This is a genomic window from Echinicola sp. 20G (genome assembly GCF_015533855.1).
In the GTDB taxonomy this organism is placed as follows: Bacteria; Bacteroidota; Bacteroidia; order Cytophagales; family Cyclobacteriaceae; genus Echinicola.
The window spans coordinates 3,584,400-3,604,247 of record NZ_AP024154.1; the positions used below are offsets into that span (position 1 = coordinate 3,584,400).

General features: G+C 39.5%; 15 protein-coding genes. All 15 read left to right on the forward strand.

The features are described 5' to 3' along the window. Positions 1 to 5: 5 nt before the first annotated feature. The gene (locus tag JL001_RS14725) at positions 6 to 1,811 is read left to right on the forward strand and encodes a RagB/SusD family nutrient uptake outer membrane protein (RefSeq protein ID WP_200977363.1); all 1,806 of its coding nucleotides are present in this window, start codon (positions 6 to 8) and stop codon (positions 1,809 to 1,811) included. Between the two features lie 31 nt (positions 1,812 to 1,842). Beyond that, positions 1,843 to 3,492: a DUF4957 domain-containing protein gene (locus tag JL001_RS14730; protein WP_200977365.1), complete on the forward strand. Its 1,650-nt coding sequence runs from the start codon at positions 1,843 to 1,845 to the stop codon at positions 3,490 to 3,492. Between the two features lie 74 nt (positions 3,493 to 3,566). Next, positions 3,567 to 5,051 (forward strand): polysaccharide lyase family 1 protein, encoded by a 1,485-nt coding sequence (locus tag JL001_RS14735; RefSeq protein WP_200977367.1) that lies wholly within the window; start codon positions 3,567 to 3,569, stop codon positions 5,049 to 5,051. Between the two features lie 161 nt (positions 5,052 to 5,212). Further along, complete coding sequence (locus JL001_RS14740; protein WP_200977369.1) at positions 5,213 to 5,602, forward strand: VOC family protein; 390 nt, start codon at positions 5,213 to 5,215, stop codon at positions 5,600 to 5,602. 112 nt (positions 5,603 to 5,714) lie between these two features. After that, complete coding sequence (locus JL001_RS14745; protein ID WP_200977371.1) at positions 5,715 to 7,142, forward strand: glycoside hydrolase family 28 protein; 1,428 nt, start codon at positions 5,715 to 5,717, stop codon at positions 7,140 to 7,142. Continuing rightward, the gene (locus JL001_RS14750; protein WP_200977373.1) at positions 7,139 to 8,473 is read left to right on the forward strand and encodes a pectate lyase; all 1,335 of its coding nucleotides are present in this window, start codon (positions 7,139 to 7,141) and stop codon (positions 8,471 to 8,473) included. The genes JL001_RS14745 and JL001_RS14750 overlap by 4 nt, the downstream gene beginning before the upstream one ends. A gap of 113 nt (positions 8,474 to 8,586) precedes the next feature. Continuing rightward, the gene (gene yiaK, locus JL001_RS14755; protein WP_200977375.1) at positions 8,587 to 9,600 is read left to right on the forward strand and encodes a 3-dehydro-L-gulonate 2-dehydrogenase; all 1,014 of its coding nucleotides are present in this window, start codon (positions 8,587 to 8,589) and stop codon (positions 9,598 to 9,600) included. Then, a complete protein-coding gene (locus JL001_RS14760; RefSeq protein ID WP_200977377.1) occupies positions 9,597 to 10,589 on the forward strand; it encodes a Gfo/Idh/MocA family protein in 993 nt (330 codons plus the stop codon). Before yiaK ends, JL001_RS14760 begins: the two co-directional genes overlap by 4 nt. 140 nt (positions 10,590 to 10,729) lie before the next feature. Then, positions 10,730 to 11,431, forward strand: coding sequence for a LuxR C-terminal-related transcriptional regulator (locus tag JL001_RS14765; RefSeq protein WP_200977379.1), 702 nt, complete (start codon positions 10,730 to 10,732; stop codon positions 11,429 to 11,431). Further along, entirely contained in the window at positions 11,428 to 12,132 is a 705-nt protein-coding gene (locus JL001_RS14770) for a DUF3307 domain-containing protein (RefSeq protein ID WP_200977381.1), read from the forward strand. The genes JL001_RS14765 and JL001_RS14770 overlap by 4 nt, the downstream gene beginning before the upstream one ends. Before the next feature lie 44 nt (positions 12,133 to 12,176). Further along, on the forward strand, positions 12,177 to 14,066 hold the full coding sequence (locus tag JL001_RS14775; RefSeq protein ID WP_200977383.1) for a DUF4139 domain-containing protein: 1,890 nt from the start codon (positions 12,177 to 12,179) through the stop codon (positions 14,064 to 14,066). Positions 14,067 to 14,133: 67 nt separating this feature from the next. Further along, on the forward strand, positions 14,134 to 14,958 hold the full coding sequence (locus JL001_RS14780) for a cyclase family protein (RefSeq protein ID WP_200977384.1): 825 nt from the start codon (positions 14,134 to 14,136) through the stop codon (positions 14,956 to 14,958). 194 nt (positions 14,959 to 15,152) lie between these two features. Next, positions 15,153 to 16,760, forward strand: coding sequence for a sulfatase (locus JL001_RS14785; RefSeq protein ID WP_236252824.1), 1,608 nt, complete (start codon positions 15,153 to 15,155; stop codon positions 16,758 to 16,760). Between the two features lie 243 nt (positions 16,761 to 17,003). After that, positions 17,004 to 19,205 carry a DUF748 domain-containing protein gene (locus JL001_RS14790; protein WP_200977386.1) on the forward strand — a complete coding sequence of 734 codons (2,202 nt, stop codon included), beginning with the start codon at positions 17,004 to 17,006 and terminating at the stop codon, positions 19,203 to 19,205. A gap of 24 nt (positions 19,206 to 19,229) precedes the next feature. Beyond that, the gene (locus tag JL001_RS14795) at positions 19,230 to 19,697 is read left to right on the forward strand and encodes a hypothetical protein (RefSeq protein WP_200977388.1); all 468 of its coding nucleotides are present in this window, start codon (positions 19,230 to 19,232) and stop codon (positions 19,695 to 19,697) included. Positions 19,698 to 19,848 lie beyond the last annotated feature (151 nt).

A 19,848-nucleotide genomic window follows, 5' to 3' on the forward strand; every position in this document is an offset into this window, starting at 1 on the left:
GTATTATGAAAATCAAATATATAATCATAGCAGCAGCGGTGACCATGATGAGCTCTTGTAGTGACTTCTTGGAGCCGGAATCGCTATCTACTTTCGATACCAATTATGTCTTCTCGAATGTAGATGATGCAAGAAAAGGTGTAAATGCAATTTATTCGCACTTTGGTCAGGATGCATTCCGGTCAAGGTTGTCGAATAATATGACTGGAAATACAGATATAGAACGTCAAAGTGGCTGGAACAGTAATGGAGACCGTTACCAGATTTGGAACTTGGAAGCTCTAGAAAGTAATAGGGATTTGGAGATAGTTTGGACTTATGCTTATCAAGCGATTCGGGATGCCAATATTGCAATTGAAGGTTTGGAGGCCAGTGGTAAATTGGAATCCTCTGATGTGACAGAGGCCAATACCATGAATCACCTGTTAGGTGAAGCTTATACCTTAAGAGCCTATTGGTACAGTATGCTGATCTATTACTTTGGTGATGTACCCTATATTGTGGAGGCTCCCAAAGCGGGTAATGACTTCAACCTACCAAAGGAAAACAGAAATGTGATTTTGGCTGGAGAGATTCAGAATCTTATAAATGTTGAAGCCAACATGCTTTGGGCAGACCAAGTACCTTATGGAATAGAACAGGTCAACAGAGAGTATACTTTGGGTATGATCGCCAGACTGTCTTTACAGCGAGGAGGTTATTACTTGACTCCTGATTTGACCATGGCCAGGGAATCTGATTATTTGGATTACTATCAGATAGCCAAGGATTATACGTCCAAATTGATTTCGCTAAAAGACCGTGAATTACCAGAGGATTACCGTCAAGTATTCATGAATGAATGTAAGTTCTTGACTCCGGTCAATTCAGATGTATTATTTGAAGTACCTTTTGCGGTAGGTAATGGAGATGTGGCATGGAATATAGGTGTAAGAGTAGAAGGTGGCCCTACAGCTGCCCATAGCTATGGTTCCGGAAATAACTACATGGCTATTCCGCCAACCTACTACCTTTCATTTGATACAACGGATATCAGAAGAGATGTGACTTGTTCATTGTATAAGATCAATCCTAGCTTCGAACAAGAGTTTGTGAATGGTGGTTTGGATATTGGCCAAGGTAAATGGAGCAGACACTTCCTGGACACTCCTCCTGGTGCATCATCTGCCAAAGGTACAGGCATTAACTGGCCAATGATGAGATACCCTGATGTTTTATTGATGTTTGCAGAAGCAGAAAACGAGTTGAATGGACCTACATCGGAAGCACAAGAGGCTTTAAGAAGGGTTAGAAGAAGGGCTTTTGATGCTACTTATTGGGGAACCAAAGTGGATGCTTATGTGGCACAGGTTTCCGGCGGAAAGGACACTTTCTTTGATGCGATTGTGGATGAAAGAGCATGGGAGTTTGGTGGTGAAATGATCAGGAAATATGAATTGATTCGTTGGGGGATTTATTCTGAGAAAATGGCTGAGACCGTGGAAGGATTGAAACAGTTGGCCGACGCTGCATTTAATGGAACTACTCAGTTTCCGGATTATATGTATTGGAAAACTGATGAAAGTGGAGACTTTACCATTCTCAACCCCAACAGAAGAGTTGTGGCTCCGCCGGATGATACGTGGAACCAACAGTCATTCTTGTTGGCCCTTCATAGCGACCAATTCACTTATCAAGAGTGGATCACCAAGGATTGGGAAAATTACATCAATGGCCCTCAGCCAGGAGTAGTAAGGTATATTTTCCCTATTCCAGCATCAGCCATAGCCAATAGTCAAGGAACTTTGTCCAATGATGGCTACGGATTTTAAGAATTGATCTGTAATTCAAAAACATGAAGCAATGAATAAAAATATAAATAGAATATACATGGCCTTGTTTGTTCTTACGCTTGGGGTAGTAGCCTTGAGCAGCTGTAAGGAAGATGATGAGGTTTTTGATAGAACCAGGCTTTTCAGACCGGTGTTGAATGAGGATTTGTTTTCTGAGGAAAACACGATCATTGTCAATATGGGCAAAATGAAAGAGGCACTCTCTTACACAATTGAGGTAAGTAGGGATACTTTTAAAACAACAGATTACTTGTTTGAAACAGATACCAACTATGTGGTAATCGATGCTGCTTTGGTGGGAGAAGAGTTGTTCTGGAATACCTTGTACCAGGTAAGGGCCACTGCTCATGCCGATGATCCAGTTTATGATAGTAAAATAGCTGACCTTGGAAATGTAAGGACCCAAAGGTTCCCAACTATTCTCAATGAGCCTGCTAGCTATGATGTGATTGATATCGCAGCCCGAGTAACTTGGACCAGAGCAGGAGCTGCTGTAACTGGTGTGAAGGTATATGCAGGTGATGACCTTAAACTGACCACTCCATTATTGGATGAGCAAGCTGTTTCCTCTGAAGAGGAGGAAGCGGGAGAAGTGATAGTAACAGGGTTGGAGCCAGAACTGGAATACCAGATTGCTATTTACAGTGGGGAAACCTTGAGAGGCTGGGTAAACTATACCACACTTCCAGCTGATATTGATCCGACAGCTCCAGGTGTAATTGATGTCAGGGAAAACTCAAGCCCTTCTGCGGTTTCAGATGCTGTGGACATGGCTCCTGATGGTGCCACTATTTTAGTGAAGCGTGGGGTTACTTATGATTTCCCAAGTAACAACCTTAATAAATCCATTACCATTAGAGCTGCTTATGGGTTTGGAGAACAAAAAGCCAAGCTTTATACCACTGGAAACTGGGATATTGACAATGATTCGGATATTGACCATATCAGATTTATTGACCTTGAGTTGAGAGGCGCAGACTATAGTGGGGACTATGTATTTAATCCAAATCGATCCAATGTCCATGTTGGTGAGCTTTTGTTTGAAAATTGTGAAATAGGTACGTTTAGAGGTGTACTTAGGGTTAGGGGAACTACTGTAATTGATAATTATACTATCAGTAACTCTGTAGTGGATAGTATTGGAGGTTATGGTCTGTTTACAGTGGATACTGAGGCAGATGCGATGATCAAAAATATCAAGTTTGAGAATTCTACTTTCAATAAGGTTCAGTGGGGAGTTACCTCAAGAAGTCAATCGGATTCATTTGTAATTGAAAGCTGTACGTTTGCCAATTTTGTGAGAACGGGAAGTGGATTTTTCCGCTATAGAGGCGGAGATGGCCAAAATAATGTGACCAATGGTATTAAGATCCATAACAGTATTTTCGGCCATAGTTGGGATGAAAGCGAATCTGATGACTATGGAATCAGTGGAATTAATGATGGATTGGAAAATACCAATTTTGATATCGTTAATGTTTATTCAACCAGTGATTTCAGTTTCTCTAGTGGTGAAATTCCAGGATTCCCTATTGGCAACTATTCTGGAGGCCAAAGCGACCTTTGGGTAAACCCTAATCTGAATAACTTTAACTTTAAAGATAGTGGTTTTGCAGGCAGATTTGACTCCGGAGACCCAAGGTGGAGAGTAGTACTTTAATGGTAATTCATTTCATATTTAATCTTAAAGGTGTGGCCAAACAGCCACACCTTTTCAATAACCCCTAAAAGACCATGAAAATTAATTGCCTTATCCTTAAACTGTTTTTTCTGTTTTATATTTCAACCATCAACTGGGCCTGCAGTGGTTCTGATGAAAACCCGGCCCCAACAGTTGAAGAAGAGGATGAACCCTATGAAGGTCCCATATATGCCTTTCCTGGTGCTGAAGGATATGGACAATACACTACCGGTGGAAGAGGTGGCAAAGTTTATTATGTAACCAAATTGAACGACGACGGAAGTCAAGGGACTTTGAGATATGCGCTTAATCAGTCAGGAACAAGAACCATTGTTTTTAACATTGGAGGAACAATAGCATTGACCTCAAGGCTCAGTATCTCAAAAGGAAATGTAACTATTGCCGGACAGACTGCTCCGGGTGGAGGAATTACCTTAAGAAACTATCCCGTAACCATTGATTCGGATAATGTGATTATCAGATACCTGAGATTCAGGATGGGAGACACTGCCCAACAAGAAGGGGATGCTTTGGGAGGACGATTTCATAAAAATATTATCATTGATCACTGTTCCATGAGTTGGTCTACAGATGAATGTGTGTCTTTCTATGCCAATGAAAATTTCACATTGCAATGGTGTATTATCTCTGAAAGTTTAAAGAATTCTGTACATGAAAAGGGTTCCCACGGCTATGGAGGGATTTGGGGGGGAAGATATGCTTCCTTTCATCATAATTTGATAGCTCACCATGACAGTAGAAACCCAAGGTTAGGTGAAGAAGCAGGGAAAGCCTTTGCGCTGACTGATTTGGTGGATTTAAGGAACAATGTGATCTATAATTGGAGCAGCAATGCGGCATATGGAGGCGAGGCAATGAATGTCAATATTGTTAATTGCTATTATAAGCCGGGGCCAGCTACACCCTCTGGAAGTAAACGAAACCGAATCATGTCCATCGATAAAAACAAAGTCTCAGGTACTGATGTATATGACATTTGGGGTAAGTTTTTTATAGATGGAAATGTAGTGGAGGGAAGCAGTCAAACTTCCAATGACAATTGGGCTTATGGGGTTTTTAACCAGTTCCATAGTAGTTATGGGACAGTTGCTGAATCAGACAAAGCCAGTATAAAAATGAGTAAACCTCATGAAGAGGAAGGGTATTCTGTAACGACCCATTCAGCGGAAGATGCTTATGAACTGGTTTTGGCCAATGCTGGAGCTAGCTTGAAGAGAGATGCCGTTGATGCCAGGGTTTTAGCCAATGTTAAGAATGGAACCTATAGTACTGAAGGTTCACTTGGAAGTACAAATGGTATTATAGATACGCAAAGTGATGTAGGTGGCTGGCCAGCGTTGGAGGAAGGAAACCCTGTGGTAGATACTGATGCAGATGGTATTCCAGATATATGGGAGAACTCCAATGATTTGGATCCCAATGATGCCGAAGATGGAAAGAAAGTAAAGTCAGGCACACCTTATACATATCTGGAAATTTATTTGAATAGCTTAATCAAGGAATTTCCTATTCAGTAAGATTAAGTAAAGTGAAAGGTCTATTGATGTAATTTGTGTACTTTGGCAGTGATGCGATCTTCTGCTTTTCTATTAAGTTGTTAAACAAACAATGTTAGAGTATGGAGGAAGTATTTTAGCCTTTGTAATAAAATCAGAATCAATAGAAAAATTAGATAGTTATGAAATTTGAGCATTTTGCAATTAATGTCGCACAACCAAGAGCGATGTCAGACTGGTATGAAAAGCATATTGGGTTAAAAGTCGTCATGAAAAAAGACCAAAGTCCTTATATGACTTTTTTGGCTGATGATAGCGGTACCATAATGATTGAAATATATAGCAATCCCAATGCCCCAATTTTGGACTTTGAAAACCAGCATCCACTGGTTGTTCACTTGGCTTTGGTATCAGAGGATCCTGCAGTGGACCGTGATCGACTAATGGTAGCAGGTGCAGAATTGGTGAGTGACGATATCTTAGAGGATGGTTCACATTTGGTCATGCTAAAAGATCCTTGGGGATTGGCCTTGCAGTTATGTAAAAGGGCCAAACCAATGCTTAAATCATAGAAGTTGAAATAAAAGATCAAATAAGCCTGAGCAGAAAAAGTTAATCTAATTCAGAATTATGCGTTTTGTTAGTCAAAGGCATAGTTTAAGTTTTAATGAAAGCAATTAACCCATGATTATTTTAAAAAGAACTCAACCCTTTTTGATTTTGATAATTTGTCTTGTCTTTTCGTCTTCCTGCGGAGGGGAGAAGGAAGGTATATCAGAAGCAAATGTTTGGGATCAGGTCCCTGAGATTCTGGAAAATATCAAAACTCCCGATTTTAGGGATGAGGTTTACAATATTTTGGATTACGGGGCTGTGGCAGATGGACAAACTGATGCCAGTGATGCAATTCGTTCTGCAATTGTAGCCTGTTCTGAAGAGGGGGGAGGGAAAGTTGTGGTGCCAGCAGGAAGTTATGCCACGGGTCCCATATACTTGCAAAGCAATGTAAACCTTCATTTGGAAGAAGGAGCCAGACTCTTATTTTCTACCGACCCAAAGGATTATTTGCCTTTGGTTTACACTAGGTGGGAAGGTGTGGAGTTGATGAATTACTCTCCTTTGATCTACGCTTTTGAAGAGGTAAATATCGCTATAACTGGAAAGGGAGTGTTGGATGGTCAGGCCAATGAAACTAATTGGTGGCCTTGGAAAGGGAAAAAGGAGTATGGCTGGAAAGAAGGAATGCCGCAGCAGGAAGATGCTGATAAAAGGCACAAGTTATTCCAAATGGCGGAAGATGATATTCCGGTGGAAAACAGAGTTTTCGGTGAAGGATATTACTTGCGCCCACAATTTGTACAGCCATATTTGTGTAAGAATGTACTCATCCAAGGTGTGAAAATTGTCAATTCCCCTATGTGGATTTTAAATCCAGTTTTATGTGAAAATGTAACCATAGAAGGAGTGACTGTGGAAAGTCATGGGCCAAATTCGGACGGATGTGACCCTGAGTCCAGTAAAAATGTCTTGATCAAGGATTGCTTTTTTAACACTGGCGATGATTGCATTGCCATCAAGTCTGGAAGGAATGCTGATGGAAGAAGGATCAATATCCCCAGTGAAAATATCATCATACAAAACTGCAAAATGGCTGATGGCCATGGCGGGGTGGTGATAGGAAGTGAAATATCAGGAGGAGTTAAAAACGTTTTTGCAGAAAATTGTGAAATGAACAGCCCACATTTAGAGCGGGCTTTGCGAATCAAAACCAGTTCAATGAGAGGAGGAGTCATTGAGAATGTTTATTTAAGAAATATCACAGTAGGGCAGATTTCGCAACAGGTAATCAGGGTGAATATGTTTTATGAAGATTCAGGGGCTTATGTGCCCATCGTAAGGAATATCAGAGTTGAGAATATGGAGGTGATGGATGGTGGTAAAGTTGGAGTACTACTTGAAGCCTATGAAAGTTCACCTGTTGAGAATGTTAAATTGGAAAATATCAACATTAAACACGTAGAGAAAGATTATGAATTTTCCAATGTGAAAGAGGTGACATTCAACAATGTAACCATCAATGGGGAAAATATTAAACTAGACTCTAATCAATGAAAAAACTGGTTTGCATAATTTTATTGATGTGTTATGCTGGGTTGTCGTATGCTCAGGAATATGACAAAAATAGTGCTTTAGCTTTTCCTGGAGCAGATGGTTTTGGAAAATACACTACAGGAGGAAGAGGCGGAAAGGTGTTGGTGGTCCATAATTTAAATGACGACGGTCCTGGAAGTCTCCGAGAGGCAATTAGGAAGAAGTACCCTAGAATTATTGTATTTGCTGTTTCTGGAAATATTAAACTGGAGTCAAGCTTGGATATCAATTATGGGGACTTGACCATAGCGGGCCAATCTGCCCCCGGAGAAGGAATAACCCTGCAAAACTATCCTATCAAGATCAAAGGCGACAATGTCATTATTCGCTATATCCGAAGCCGTTTGGGCGACCTGGAAAAGGTACAGGATGACGCCATGAGTTGTATTAGAAACAAGGATGTCATAATTGATCATTGTTCCCTGAGCTGGGCCACGGATGAGTGTGGCTCATTCTACGACAATGAAAACTTCACATTGCAATGGAGCATTATTTCTGAAAGTCTTAATGAATCAGTTCATGCCAAGGGAGATCATGGTTATGGAGGGATTTGGGGTGGTATGAGGGCCACTTTTCACCATAATTTATTGGCCAGCCATAATAGCAGGTTACCTAGGTTTAATGGAGCCAGGTATCACAAAATGCCGGAAAAGGAAATGGTTGATTTCCGGAACAATGTGATCTATAATTGGAAGAGTAATAGCTCATATGCAGGAGAGGAAGGACATCATAATATCATAGGAAATTACTATAAAGCTGGTCCAGCCACAAAATCAAACCAGAGTAGAATAGTGGAGCCTTATGCTCCTTTTGGCCAGTTTTATTTGGAAGGAAATGTAATGACGGCCTCTGAAGAAGTGAGCAAGGACAATAGCAAGGGAGTAGATGGAGTGGAAGATTTGTCAAAGGTATTGGTGACTGAACCTTTTCCTTTTGTTATGGCAAATGATCAGGAAAAAGCCGAAGTGGCTTATGAAGAGGTTTTGACAAAAGTAGGTGCTAGTTTGAATCGGGATCAAGTGGATAGGAGGGTTGTTAATGAAGTACGATCAGGCGTTAGCACTTTTGGAAAACAGGGAAATGGTATCATTGATAGTCAATCGGATGTGGGAGGATGGCCTTTGCTAAAGTCCAAAAAGGCACCAAAAGATTCAGATCAGGATGGCATGCCAGATGTTTGGGAGAAAGAGCACCATCTAAATCCCAATTCAGCTGATGATTCAGTTGGTTTTGACTTGGATAAGCAGTATACCAACATTGAAATTTACTTAAATGAATTGATTGGGAGTTGAAAATGCCCGCTTTGACGGAAGTTGTCACAGTGGGTGTTTTCTTCTTTGATTTATTATAGTTTTTGGCTTGGTCATGGAAAAGATAATCAATAAATTGGTTTGACTTATATCCCATGGAAGACCAACGTATCCCTTTTTTAACTTTACAGGAAGTACTAGCCAAAGTACTTGTACAATACCAATTTTCAGCTGAAAATGCTGAGCTCAGTGCTCGCTTATTTGCTCAATCAAGTTTAGATGGAGTTCCTTCACATGGGCTGAACAGGTTTCTAAGTTATTTGAATTTTATTAAAAAAGGTTTGATTGACGTACATGCCCGTCCAGAGATCATTGCCAGTTTTGGTGCTTTTGAGCGTTGGGATGGGTTATTAGGTCCCGGTAATATCAATGCCCACTTGGCTATGGATCGGTGTTTGGAATTAGCTAAATCAAGTGGTATTGGCTGTGTGGCACTCCAGAAAACAAATCATTGGATGAGGGCAGGTAATTTTGGATGGCAAGCTGTGGAAGCTGGGTGCATGGGGATTTGCTTTACCAATACCAAACCGAATATGCCTGCTTGGGGCGGCAGTGAGCCAAAACTGGGTAATAACCCTTTGGTAGTTGCTATTCCTCGTCAAAAAGGACCGGTAGTATTAGATATGGCCATGTCGCAATTTGCGTATGGAAAAATGGCTATTTATGAAAAAGAAGATAAGGAAATGCCTTATGAGGCAGGATTTGATCAGTCGGGCAAACTTACCAAATCTCCCAAGGAAATAATAGAACATGAGTTGGCCTTGCCCATTGGTTTATGGAAGGGAGCTGGGTTGAGTTTGATGATAGATATGCTGGCCGTTTTGTTGTCTGGCGGAGAAGCTACGCATGAGGTGGGCAAAAGTGGTGAGGAATATGGACTTTCACAGGTTTTTGTGGCTTTGGATCCAAACAAATTTGGAATGAAAGAATGGATGGAGGAGAAATCAGACCGCATAATAAGTGATTTAAGTCAGTCAGCTACTTTTGATGGAAAAGGGAAAGTACGTTACCCGGGAGAAAATACGCTGAAGATCAGGAAGGGAAATTTGGAAAAAGGTGTTCCTGTAGATGTTGATATTTGGAACGACATTTTAAGTTTATTAGAATGAAAAAAATCGAAGATAATGAAGTGCGTTGGGGGATTTTGGGTGTTGGTGATGTATGTGAGTTGAAAAGTGCTCCCGCTATGAATTTAGTGGAAAACAGTCGCCTTGTAGCGGTGATGAGAAGAAATGAAGAGAAAGTTAAAGACTATGCCAGAAGGCACCATGTTCCCAAGTGGTATACCGATGCTGATGAGCTGATCAATGACCCTGAAGTAAATGCTATCTACATTGCCACTCCTCCCCATGTACATAAGGAGCTTACCCTAAAAGTAGCAGCTGCTGGAAAGCCTGTCTATGTAGAAAAGCCCATGGCCAGGACTTATGAGGAGTGTAACGAAATGATGGCGGCATGTGAAGCTGCAGGTGTGCCTTTGTATGTGGCTTATTATCGCAGAACATTACCCCATTTTGTGAAGATCAAAGAGCTGATCGCTGCTGGAGCAATAGGTGATGTGCGGTATGTAAATATACAAATGAATCAAGTTTTGAGGCCGGACATTGTCAGGAACCTAGCCAATAATTGGAGAGTAGATCCAGAGGTGGCTGGTGGTGGCTATTTTTATGACTTGGCATCACATCAGTTGGATTTCCTTGATTTTGCTCTGGGGCCAATTAAAAAAGTCAAAGGTTTTAAGACAAACCAAGCTGGAATTTATGAGGCAGAAGATTTGGTTTTAGCCACTTTTGAATTTGAATCGGGAGTTTTGGGATCCGGGAACTGGTGTTTTACATCAAGTAAGGTTTCAGAAATAGATAGCACCATTATTTATGGAAGTAAAGGCCAGATCAGTTATGAGACATTTGGTAATGGTCAGTTGATATTGGATAGTGAAATAGAGGGAAAAAAGGTATTCGAATTTGATTTACCTAAACATATTCAAAGTATTTTAATTCAGGATATTGTGGGTGATATGTTAGGAATAGCTTCAAGTCCTTCTATTGGAAAGTCAGCAGCTAGAACAAATTGGGTGATGGATCAGATTGACCGTTGACTTTTCTTTATATGCCTAAATTACTGTATTTATATTTTATAGATTTATAAACCTATATTAATTGTTTATATGTTTTTAAGCATATAAATTGATTTTATAGGTTTTTAAACCTATATTTGAATTGCATCAAGTTTTAAGTTATGCAAAAAGCGACAGTCATCTCGGGAGATATTGTGTCCTCTACCAATTTGGTGTTGGAGGATCGGGCGATGCTAGAAGTGCGCTTAAAGGAATTGTTGGGAGCATTGACTGATAAATTTGGAACATTTGGTAGACTCATCAAAGGTGATTATCTCGAATGCGTTTGCAAAGCCCCTCAAGATGCACTTCAGGTAGCCTTAGCGATCAAGAGTTTTGTCAAGTCAATTGAAGTACAGCAAGCTGATTCGAGAAAGGATAATATTCGGATCAAGTTGTTCAAAACGCACGGAATTCGATTGGCTATTGGTTATGGCGACTTGCAAAGGTATGATCCTGAAAAAGGGATCATGGATGGAGAAGCAGTATACTTAGCAGGAAGGTTGATTAACCAATCGGCTTCGACCCATGGAAAGGAAAGGGTGGTGATCAAAAACACTTTGTTTTTCACTTCCCATAAGGAAAACCTTAATGAGCAGTTTGAACCTATAATGGCATTGTTGGATGTTTTGTTGAGTAAAGCTACTTCCCGGCAATGTGAAGTATTGTATTGGAAATTAATGGGCAAGAACGAAGATGAGATTGCAGAAAAGTTGGGGATTAGCCAGTCAGTGGTCAATCAGCACAGCACAAGCGTAGGCTGGAATAGCATAGAGAAGACGGTGGAATATTTTGCTAAAACCCTTAAAAAAGACATTCAATGAATTTAGGTCAATTTTTAGCTTTGCAATTTATCGCTCATGTTCTGGCAGATTTTTTTTTCCAAACAGACAGATTGGCGATTCAAAAAAATGAACTGGGTTTTCGAAGTCCATTTTTAAAGTGGCACATATTGATCGTGTTTTTGTTTTCTTGGGGATTGTCATTCCAGACCAGGTTTGTGTATGGTGCTTTGATCATTGCTTTGACTCATTTTATGATTGATGGCATTAAGCCCTGGATCAACAAGAATAAGATAGTAGGTCGATATTATTTTTTTATTGATCAGGCTTTGCATGTTTTAATGTTGGTCAGTGTGACAGTGTGCTATGCCTATTATGCTGAGTTGGATGCGTGGGTGAATATTCCCATTGGGATAAAGGGGTTGATTGGGGTTTTTGCGTATTTACTTTGTCTAAAACCGGCCAATATATTTATCAAAGAGATGTTCAGAGCTTATCAAATCAGTGTGCCGGGAACGGATGACCTTCCCAATGCCGGTAAACTGATTGGTGTTTTAGAAAGGGTTTTGGTCTTGACTTTTATTCTATTGAGACAATTCGAAGCTGTTGGGTTTTTAATAGCCGCAAAGTCAATCCTTCGATACAAAAACGATGATACCATCAAAACAGAATATGTATTGATCGGCACGATGTTAAGTTTTGGCATAGCTGTTTTACTGGGCCTATTGATTGGTTTTGTATAATCTATTTGAATTTTAATACATCAACTTTTAAATAAAATTTTGGTATGAAGTACTTGCTATTGGTGTTTGTAATTGTTTCGGGACAGGTTTCCGCTCAGATTTTTAATGAAAAAGAAATGGAGGCCAAAATTAAAGAAGTGACAGTTTTTCTTAATGGGGCCCAAATTAACCGGTCTGGAAAATCCACAATACCTAAAGGGAAGTCTATTTTAAAAATCAAATCTTTATCACCTCATATTGATGATAAGAGTATTTTAGTAAAAGCCAAAGGGGATTTCACCATTTTGTCTGTCAACCATCAGTATGATTATTTGAATGATTTAAAAAAAGATGAGCAGTTGTCAGACTTGGAAAATCAACTGGAAGCAATAGATAGGCAGTTGGAAGTGAACCTTTCTAAATTAACTGTTCTCCATGAAAAAGAAAGTCTACTAAATGCCAATAAAAACTTAGGTGGAAGGGATAATGGAGTTTCTTTGACTGAATTAAAGCAGGCAATTGATTTTTTTGGACAAGAGACTGAACAAATTAAAAAGGGAGAGCTTGATATTAAAGAATCAGATAAAATACTTAATAAACAGAAAGAAAGGCTTCAAAAGGAAATTGCTGAGGTGAAGGGCAAGGAGGAGTTCCCCAGTAGCATAATAGAAATTCGTGTAGAATCACTTTCTGAGGTACAAGGAAGCTTTGATATTACGTATTTAGTTGGATTTGCCGGCTGGTATCCAAAATATGATGTAAGGGTGGAAAATATCTCCCAGCCACTTCAGCTTAAATATAGGGCAGAGGTTTATCAGAATACCGGGGTAAATTGGGATAATGTAAAGCTTAAATTTTCTAATGGAAATCCCAATCAATCAGGGTTGGCTCCCGAATTACAGCCTTGGAAACTTAATTACGCTAGAAATACCATTGTAAATAACTCTTTTTATGGCGTTTCTTCAGGGAGTGTGGGTAGGGTTTCCGGAAAAGTTTTGGATGAAATGGGACAGGCTATACCGGGGGTTAATGTGATCGTGGATGGAACCTCAATTGGGACTGTCACCGATATCGATGGTAGGTATGATATTACTTTGCCACATGGGGCTAAAGAACTTAAATATACTTTTGTAGGCTATCAGCCGAAGCTGATTCCAATACAATCTTCAGCAATGACCGTACAATTGGAGCCGGATAATGTAGCACTTGAAGAAGTGGTTGTTGTTGGGTATGAGGTACAAAACAAATTACAGGGGAAAGTGATGGGGCTTATGGCAGGAAACTCCAGGAAAGAAGATAGCTGGAATTGGCAAGCAGAGTCTTTGCCTACGACCACCATTGAAAACCAAACCACTGTGGAGTTTGAAGTGGAAACTCCCTATTCCATTAAATCGAATGGAGAGATGCTTTCAGTAGACCTTAATACTTATAATATTGAAACAAAGTTCGAATATTTTGCTGTACCAAAGCTAGATAAAGATGCTTTTCTGGTAGCCAAAATAACCAATTGGGATCAATATAATCTGTTGGAAGGGGAAGCAAACCTTTACTTTGAGGATGCCTACGTGGGAAGATCCATTTTGGACGCAAAATCATTAAGTGATACACTTTCTATTTCCCTAGGTAGGGATAGGAGTATTGTAATAGGCAGGGAGAAAATTGACGAGTTTTCCGAAAGAAAGATTCTTGGTAGCAATAAGGTGGAAAGCCGGTCATATAAACTGATTGTCAGAAACAAGAAATCTCAGGCCATAAATCTGACACTATTAGACCAGGTTCCTGTTCCTGTACTAAATGATATTAGTGTAACTCATTTGGAACTATCCAAAGGAAACTTGGAAGAGAAAACAGGTAAGATCACATGGGATATGCAAGTTGAACCAAACTCTCAGAAAGAGCTTAAGTTGATCTATGAAGTGAAATATCCTAAACGAGAAAAAGTGATTTTGGAATAAATAAATTGGCTTGGATTTAGTAAATTAATTTATAGTTGATTGATTTTCAGAACCAAAATGATTTTCTATGAGAGCTTTTATCCCAGTGGTGATAGGCTTGGTGTTATTTTCATGCCATGAACCTAAGAGAGACCAAAATGAAAATACTGGTAATCTAAAAGAACTAAGCAGCTCCAAAGTTGGTGAAATCATTGACCTTACCTATGCCTTTTCCGATAAGACGATCTATTGGGTAACATCAAAAGAGTTTGAGTTGGAGGAAGTGGCAAAAGGGCAGACGGATAAAGGTTATTTTTACGCCGCCAATAACTTTGAGACTTCAGAGCATGGTGGGACACATATAGATGCTCCTGTCCATTTTGCTGAAAATGGGGTGTCTGTAGATAAAATTCCTTTGGAGCAATTGATTGGGTCGGCGGTAAAAATAGATGTTTCTGAAAAAGGATTGGCCGACCCAGACTATCAGATCAAGGTAGAGGATATCCAAGAATGGGAGAAAACAAATGGTGAGATCCCAGAAGGAAGCATAGTTCTTTTGTACTCTGGGCATAGCCAATATTATCCAGATAAGGGTAAATACTTAGGTACTACGGAAAGAGGAGCAAAGGCGGTTAAGGACCTACATTTCCCTGGCCTTTCTCCTGAAGCGGCGAATTGGTTGATGGAAAACCGAAAAATTAAATCAGTTGGAATTGATACTCCAAGCATAGATCACGGGCAATCTGTGTATTTTAAAACCCATGTGGCATTGATGACCCATGATATTCCGGCTTTTGAAAACGTAGCCAATATGGATGAATTGCCAGCAAAAGGTTTTCAGGTGATAGCTTTGCCCATCAAAATAGAAGGGGGAAGTGGAGGACCTTTAAGGATAGTGGCCATTTTGGACTAAGCTTGTGAAAAATAACTGAATGGTTTTAGCAATGTGTCAGTCTATGATGAAGTATTAAAACCTTTAAGTGGCTCTTTTTTTAATGAAAGGCGGATAGATTTTCAAACTTATTGACCAGTTGAGCCCCAATCATCTTGCTTTTTGGGGCGGTTTACCTAAATTTATACTTTATTAACCCAAAAATTACATTAATAATGACCTTTAAATACTTTGCTTCAGGAAGAATGATGGGAGGTTTAGCATTCCTAATGTCTTTACTTGGAAGTTTGACTTCTTGCGAGCCCCAACAAAAAGAGGAAACTGCTGAAACCAAGCGGCCCAATATCATTTTTATCATGTCTGATGACCATGCTTATCAGGCGATCAGCGCCTATGGATCTACATTGATCAATACGCCAAACATAGATCGAATCGCCAATGAGGGGATGTTATTTGAGAACGCCTTTGTCAGTAACTCCATTTGTGCTCCAAGTAGGGCTGTGATCCTGACCGGGAAACACAGTCACATCAATGGCTTGGTGGACAATGCTGTCCGGTTTGACAGTACTCAGGTTACTTATCCAAAGATTTTGAGGGAAAATGGTTATCAAACTGCCATGATCGGTAAATGGCACTTAAAAACCCAACCTACTGGCTTTGATTATTGGAAGGTGCTTCCGGGACAGGGGCACTATTATAATCCCGAATTTAGAACGCCTGAAGGCATTGTGTTGGACTCTGGCTATGTTACGGATTTGATTACGGATTTTGCGATAAACTGGTTGGAAGAGGCCAAAGACAAGGACAAGCCTTTTATGCTAATGTACCAGCACAAAGCTCCCCATAGAGAGTGGTTGCCTACTGAGGAAAACTTCAGAAACTATACCCAAAAAGAATTCGCAGAACCTGAAAGCTTGTTCGATGATTATGAGGGAAGAGGTAGGGCTGCCAAAGAAGCTGAAATGAGAATTTCTACGCATATGGGCTTAACCAACGACAGCAAAATTCATCCGGATATTGTTGAGAAATTAGGTTACAAAGAGTTTATCAACTGGTATTCTGGTGCTTACCATGGCAATTTGGACAGGATGAGTCCAGAAGAGAGAGCAGCTTGGGAAGAGGTTTATGGACCAATTAATGAAGCATTTGAGAAAGCAGACCTTCACGGTGATGAGCTGACCAAATGGAAATACCAAAGGTACATGCAGGACTACTTGGCCAGTATTGAATCTGTAGATGAAAATGTGGGCAGACTTTTGGATTATTTGGAAGAGAATGGTTTGGCTGAAAATACCATCATTATCTATACTTCAGATCAGGGTTTTTACTTGGGAGAGCATGGCTGGTTTGATAAGCGTTTTATGTACGAAGAGTCGTTTAGAACTCCTTTGATGATCAAATGGCCAGGTGTTATCACAGCAGGAAGCAAAAATACTGATTTGGTACAAAACCTTGATTTTGCAGAAACCATGTTGGATGCAGCTGGAGTAGACATTCCAGAAGAGATGCAAGGCAAAAGCATGTTGCCTTTGCTAAAAGGTGAGAAGGTGGAGTGGAGAGATGCACTTTATTATCACTACTATGAATACCCCGGCATTCATGCTGTAAAAAGACATAATGGTGTAAGGACTGATCGCTATAAGCTTATTCATTTTTATTATGATATTGACGAATGGGAGCTTTATGACCTTCAGGAAGATCCCAAAGAGATGAACAATTTGTATGGTGACCCTGCTTATGCCGAAGTACAGGAGAATATGCACCAAAAGCTAGAGGAATTGATGAAGGAATATAAAGATGAAGTAGTTATTCCGCAGCTGTAATTCTTGGCGACAATTTTGAATAAAACCCCAATTGATCAGAGTCAATTGGGGTTTTATCTTTTGGACAAGTATGGTTCAAAAATTTGATGCTTCTGATTTCGTTTGTATAGGATGGAGAATCCATACTTATAAATGATGAAGGTAGGAATAAATAAAAGCCTAATTATTTAAGTAGGTTTATACCTAAATGTGGTATATTGGTTTACGAAAACAAGAGTACATTTTTAGTCTTTATACCCAATTATGAAGAAGATACTCCTAATAATAAGTGTGGTCATTTTTAGTGTCTATTTGATGCTTTATATTTCTCCATATTTTATTAAAAACTACTTTAATAAGCATTCAGAAGAACTTATAGGGAGAAAAGCATTTTTAGAAAAATTGAGTTTTAATCCTTTTAATGGCAAGGTACATTCTGAAAATTTCACCGTTTATGAACAGGAAGACTCTACACAGTTTTCAGGTTTTGCCAGCTTAGATATCAATATCAATTTTCTGAAAATGGTCACCGGTAATTTTCAGTTTGAAGAAGTAGCATTGGACAGCCCGTATGTCCATGTGGTCAATCGTACGGGGAATTTTAATTTTGATGATTTGTTGGTCTCAGAAAATTCAGAGGAAGAAGGTGAAGGGGAGAGTACCATCGCCTTTGAAATCCTGAATTTTAGGATGGACAAAGGGATTGTTACTTACTATGAAACCGAAATAGATCATGAAGTGGTCATGGATGACCTATCCTTGGAATTGCCACGTTTTGCTTACAACAGTGAATCGGCCAACATGGATATTAAATTGGTCATCAATAAGACGGGACAATTAACGGTGAAAAATGATTACTATCCCTCGCAAAATAAGCTGGATGCACGATTGTCCTTAAGGGGCTTAAAACTGGATATTATCAAACCTTATTTGAGTGATTACATGGTTTCGGAGGATTTCGAAGGAGTTTCAGGAGGGGATGTGCGTATTATTGGAAGCTTTGCTGAAGAAACCAATGTGAATATTGATGGGAAAGCTTGGGTCACTCAACTAACAGTCAAAGACACCGCTCAAAGTCCGGTTTTTGAGGCTGATTCTATAATGGTTTCTTTAAAGAATATTGATGTTTTCAAAGAGCGATATGAAGTGGGGCGCGTTTATGCAGAAAACTTTAAAATGCGCTTTGATATGTTGGACAGTACCAATAATATGATGGTGATGTTTGCTCCGATGCTAGAAGAAGGAGAAACAGAAAGTGCAAGCAATGATACAGTCCCTAAACAAGTTAATGAGACGGAATACTATTACTCTATAGACACCTTTTTGGTGGTAAATAGTAGTATGAAATACAGGGATTATGCCTTGGACGAATATTTTGAATATAATATTACCGAAATAGCGGCATTAGCTGACAATATCCGTTCAGATAGTCAAGAAGCAAAGTTAAGCAGTACTGGTGTACTGAACGTGCAGGGGAATTATAATGCCAATTTGATATTTGACCCAAATAAGCCGCTTGATTTTTCTTTGGATTTTGTGGTAAAGGGATTCCAAATGGAAGACCTTAGTCCATTCAGTATGACCTATGCGGGCCATCCTATTTTTGAAGGCAATTTGGTTTATAGTGGAAAGACTACGGTTAAGGATGGAATCATGGACAGTGAAAACAAGATAACGGTCTACGATCTTGAGGTAGGTAAGAGGGTCTCAAAAAATGTCCTCTATGTGCTGCCACTCAAATTTGGTGTGTTTTTGTTGAAGGATAAAAACGGTGTGGTTAACCTTGACCTTCCTATGGAGGGAAACCTTTATGATCCGCAATTCAAAGTCTGGCCGATCGTTTGGCAAATCATCAAGCAAAATCTGGATAAGGTGGTGTCTGCTCCAGGGAAGTTGTTGGCCAATGTATTTGGGATGAAAGAAGAGGATATCAATTACGTTGGGTTTGAGCCTTTAGATAGTTTGGTAATGGAGGAGCAACAAAAATCCTTGGATAATCTAATAGTACTGATGGATAAAAAGCCAGGATTATTGGTTGAACTTTCCTATTATGAACCCGACCAAATTGAATCCATGAATTTGGCCATGTATAAGGCTAAGAACAAGTATCTTTCCGAACAACTGGGGATAAATATGGAAGGAAATATAAAAGCGGATGAAAGGATAGCAGATAATGATATTCATTTTATAAATTATATGAAGGGCAGGTTGTTGTTAAATAACCCAGAGTTGGACAGCGCCCAATTGGTTCAATCTCCAGATTCATTGGCCCTGGAAATGATTGGTATGGAGAATGTCTTGCCTCAAGCCAAGCTTCTGGGAACTGCAAGAAGAGAAAATATTATTCACTACATCAGCACAAAGGATAGTACAAAAACCAATAAATTTTCATTTGTGGAACTGGAAGAAATACCAAAATTCCCAATTGATAAAAGTGGATTTGTAGTTACTTTTGACGTAGAATAATCGTTTAATTATCCCCCTGCCTTTATGCTTTATACCACCTTGCTTTTTCTTCATTCTATTGTAAGGTGGTTGGTTTTGGCGAGCGTTTTGGTGGCTGTTTTTCGAATTTATAGAGGTTGGTTCACTAATATGCCATTTGATAATTTTGATGAAAAATGGAATAGAATCGCAGTTTCCATGTTGCATCTCCAATTTACGATAGGAGCCCTTCTTTATTTTGTAAGTCCAATTATCAGGTATTTTTATCAGCACTATAATGAGGCTGTCCATGAAAGACAAATTAGGTTTTTTGGAATGGAGCATAGTTCTATGATGTTTCTGGCTGTTTTTGTAATCAGTATAGGAGTTTCATTGGCCAAGAAAAAAGATGAAGACCAAAAGAAGTTTAAAATATTGGGAATCTGCTACACGGTGGGCATTTTACTTATTTTGATCAATATACCTTGGCCATTTTCTCCTTTTGCAGCTAGACCTTACCTAAGGTTTTTCTGAATGCCAACTGGTTAGGTAATGGCTGCCCAAAGGATAGCCATGTCGCATTTTAGAGAGTTTATCTGCAAAAAATTATAATTTTTGGAGCAAATAAGTGGTTTGTTGACAGCCTTGACCTTTGATTTTCTTAACTAGAGAAAAGATTATTTTT

What these genes read in the sequence shown, in the direction of transcription:
- JL001_RS14795 (WP_200977388.1), top strand. Translation starts at nt 19,230, where the DNA reads ATGCTTTATACCACCTTGCTTTTTCTTCATTCTATTGTAAGGTGGTTG.
- JL001_RS14750 (WP_200977373.1), top strand. Translation starts at nt 7,139, where the DNA reads ATGAAAAAACTGGTTTGCATAATTTTATTGATGTGTTATGCTGGGTTG.
- JL001_RS14740 (WP_200977369.1), top strand. Translation starts at nt 5,213, where the DNA reads ATGAAATTTGAGCATTTTGCAATTAATGTCGCACAACCAAGAGCGATG.
- JL001_RS14780 (WP_200977384.1), top strand. Translation starts at nt 14,134, where the DNA reads ATGAGAGCTTTTATCCCAGTGGTGATAGGCTTGGTGTTATTTTCATGC.
- JL001_RS14785 (WP_236252824.1), top strand. Translation starts at nt 15,153, where the DNA reads ATGACCTTTAAATACTTTGCTTCAGGAAGAATGATGGGAGGTTTAGCA.
- yiaK (WP_200977375.1), top strand. Translation starts at nt 8,587, where the DNA reads ATGGAAGACCAACGTATCCCTTTTTTAACTTTACAGGAAGTACTAGCC.
- JL001_RS14765 (WP_200977379.1), top strand. Translation starts at nt 10,730, where the DNA reads ATGCAAAAAGCGACAGTCATCTCGGGAGATATTGTGTCCTCTACCAAT.
- JL001_RS14745 (WP_200977371.1), top strand. Translation starts at nt 5,715, where the DNA reads ATGATTATTTTAAAAAGAACTCAACCCTTTTTGATTTTGATAATTTGT.
- JL001_RS14770 (WP_200977381.1), top strand. Translation starts at nt 11,428, where the DNA reads ATGAATTTAGGTCAATTTTTAGCTTTGCAATTTATCGCTCATGTTCTG.
- JL001_RS14790 (WP_200977386.1), top strand. Translation starts at nt 17,004, where the DNA reads ATGAAGAAGATACTCCTAATAATAAGTGTGGTCATTTTTAGTGTCTAT.
- JL001_RS14760 (WP_200977377.1), top strand. Translation starts at nt 9,597, where the DNA reads ATGAAAAAAATCGAAGATAATGAAGTGCGTTGGGGGATTTTGGGTGTT.
- JL001_RS14735 (WP_200977367.1), top strand. Translation starts at nt 3,567, where the DNA reads ATGAAAATTAATTGCCTTATCCTTAAACTGTTTTTTCTGTTTTATATT.
- JL001_RS14775 (WP_200977383.1), top strand. Translation starts at nt 12,177, where the DNA reads ATGAAGTACTTGCTATTGGTGTTTGTAATTGTTTCGGGACAGGTTTCC.
- JL001_RS14730 (WP_200977365.1), top strand. Translation starts at nt 1,843, where the DNA reads ATGAATAAAAATATAAATAGAATATACATGGCCTTGTTTGTTCTTACG.
- JL001_RS14725 (WP_200977363.1), top strand. Translation starts at nt 6, where the DNA reads ATGAAAATCAAATATATAATCATAGCAGCAGCGGTGACCATGATGAGC.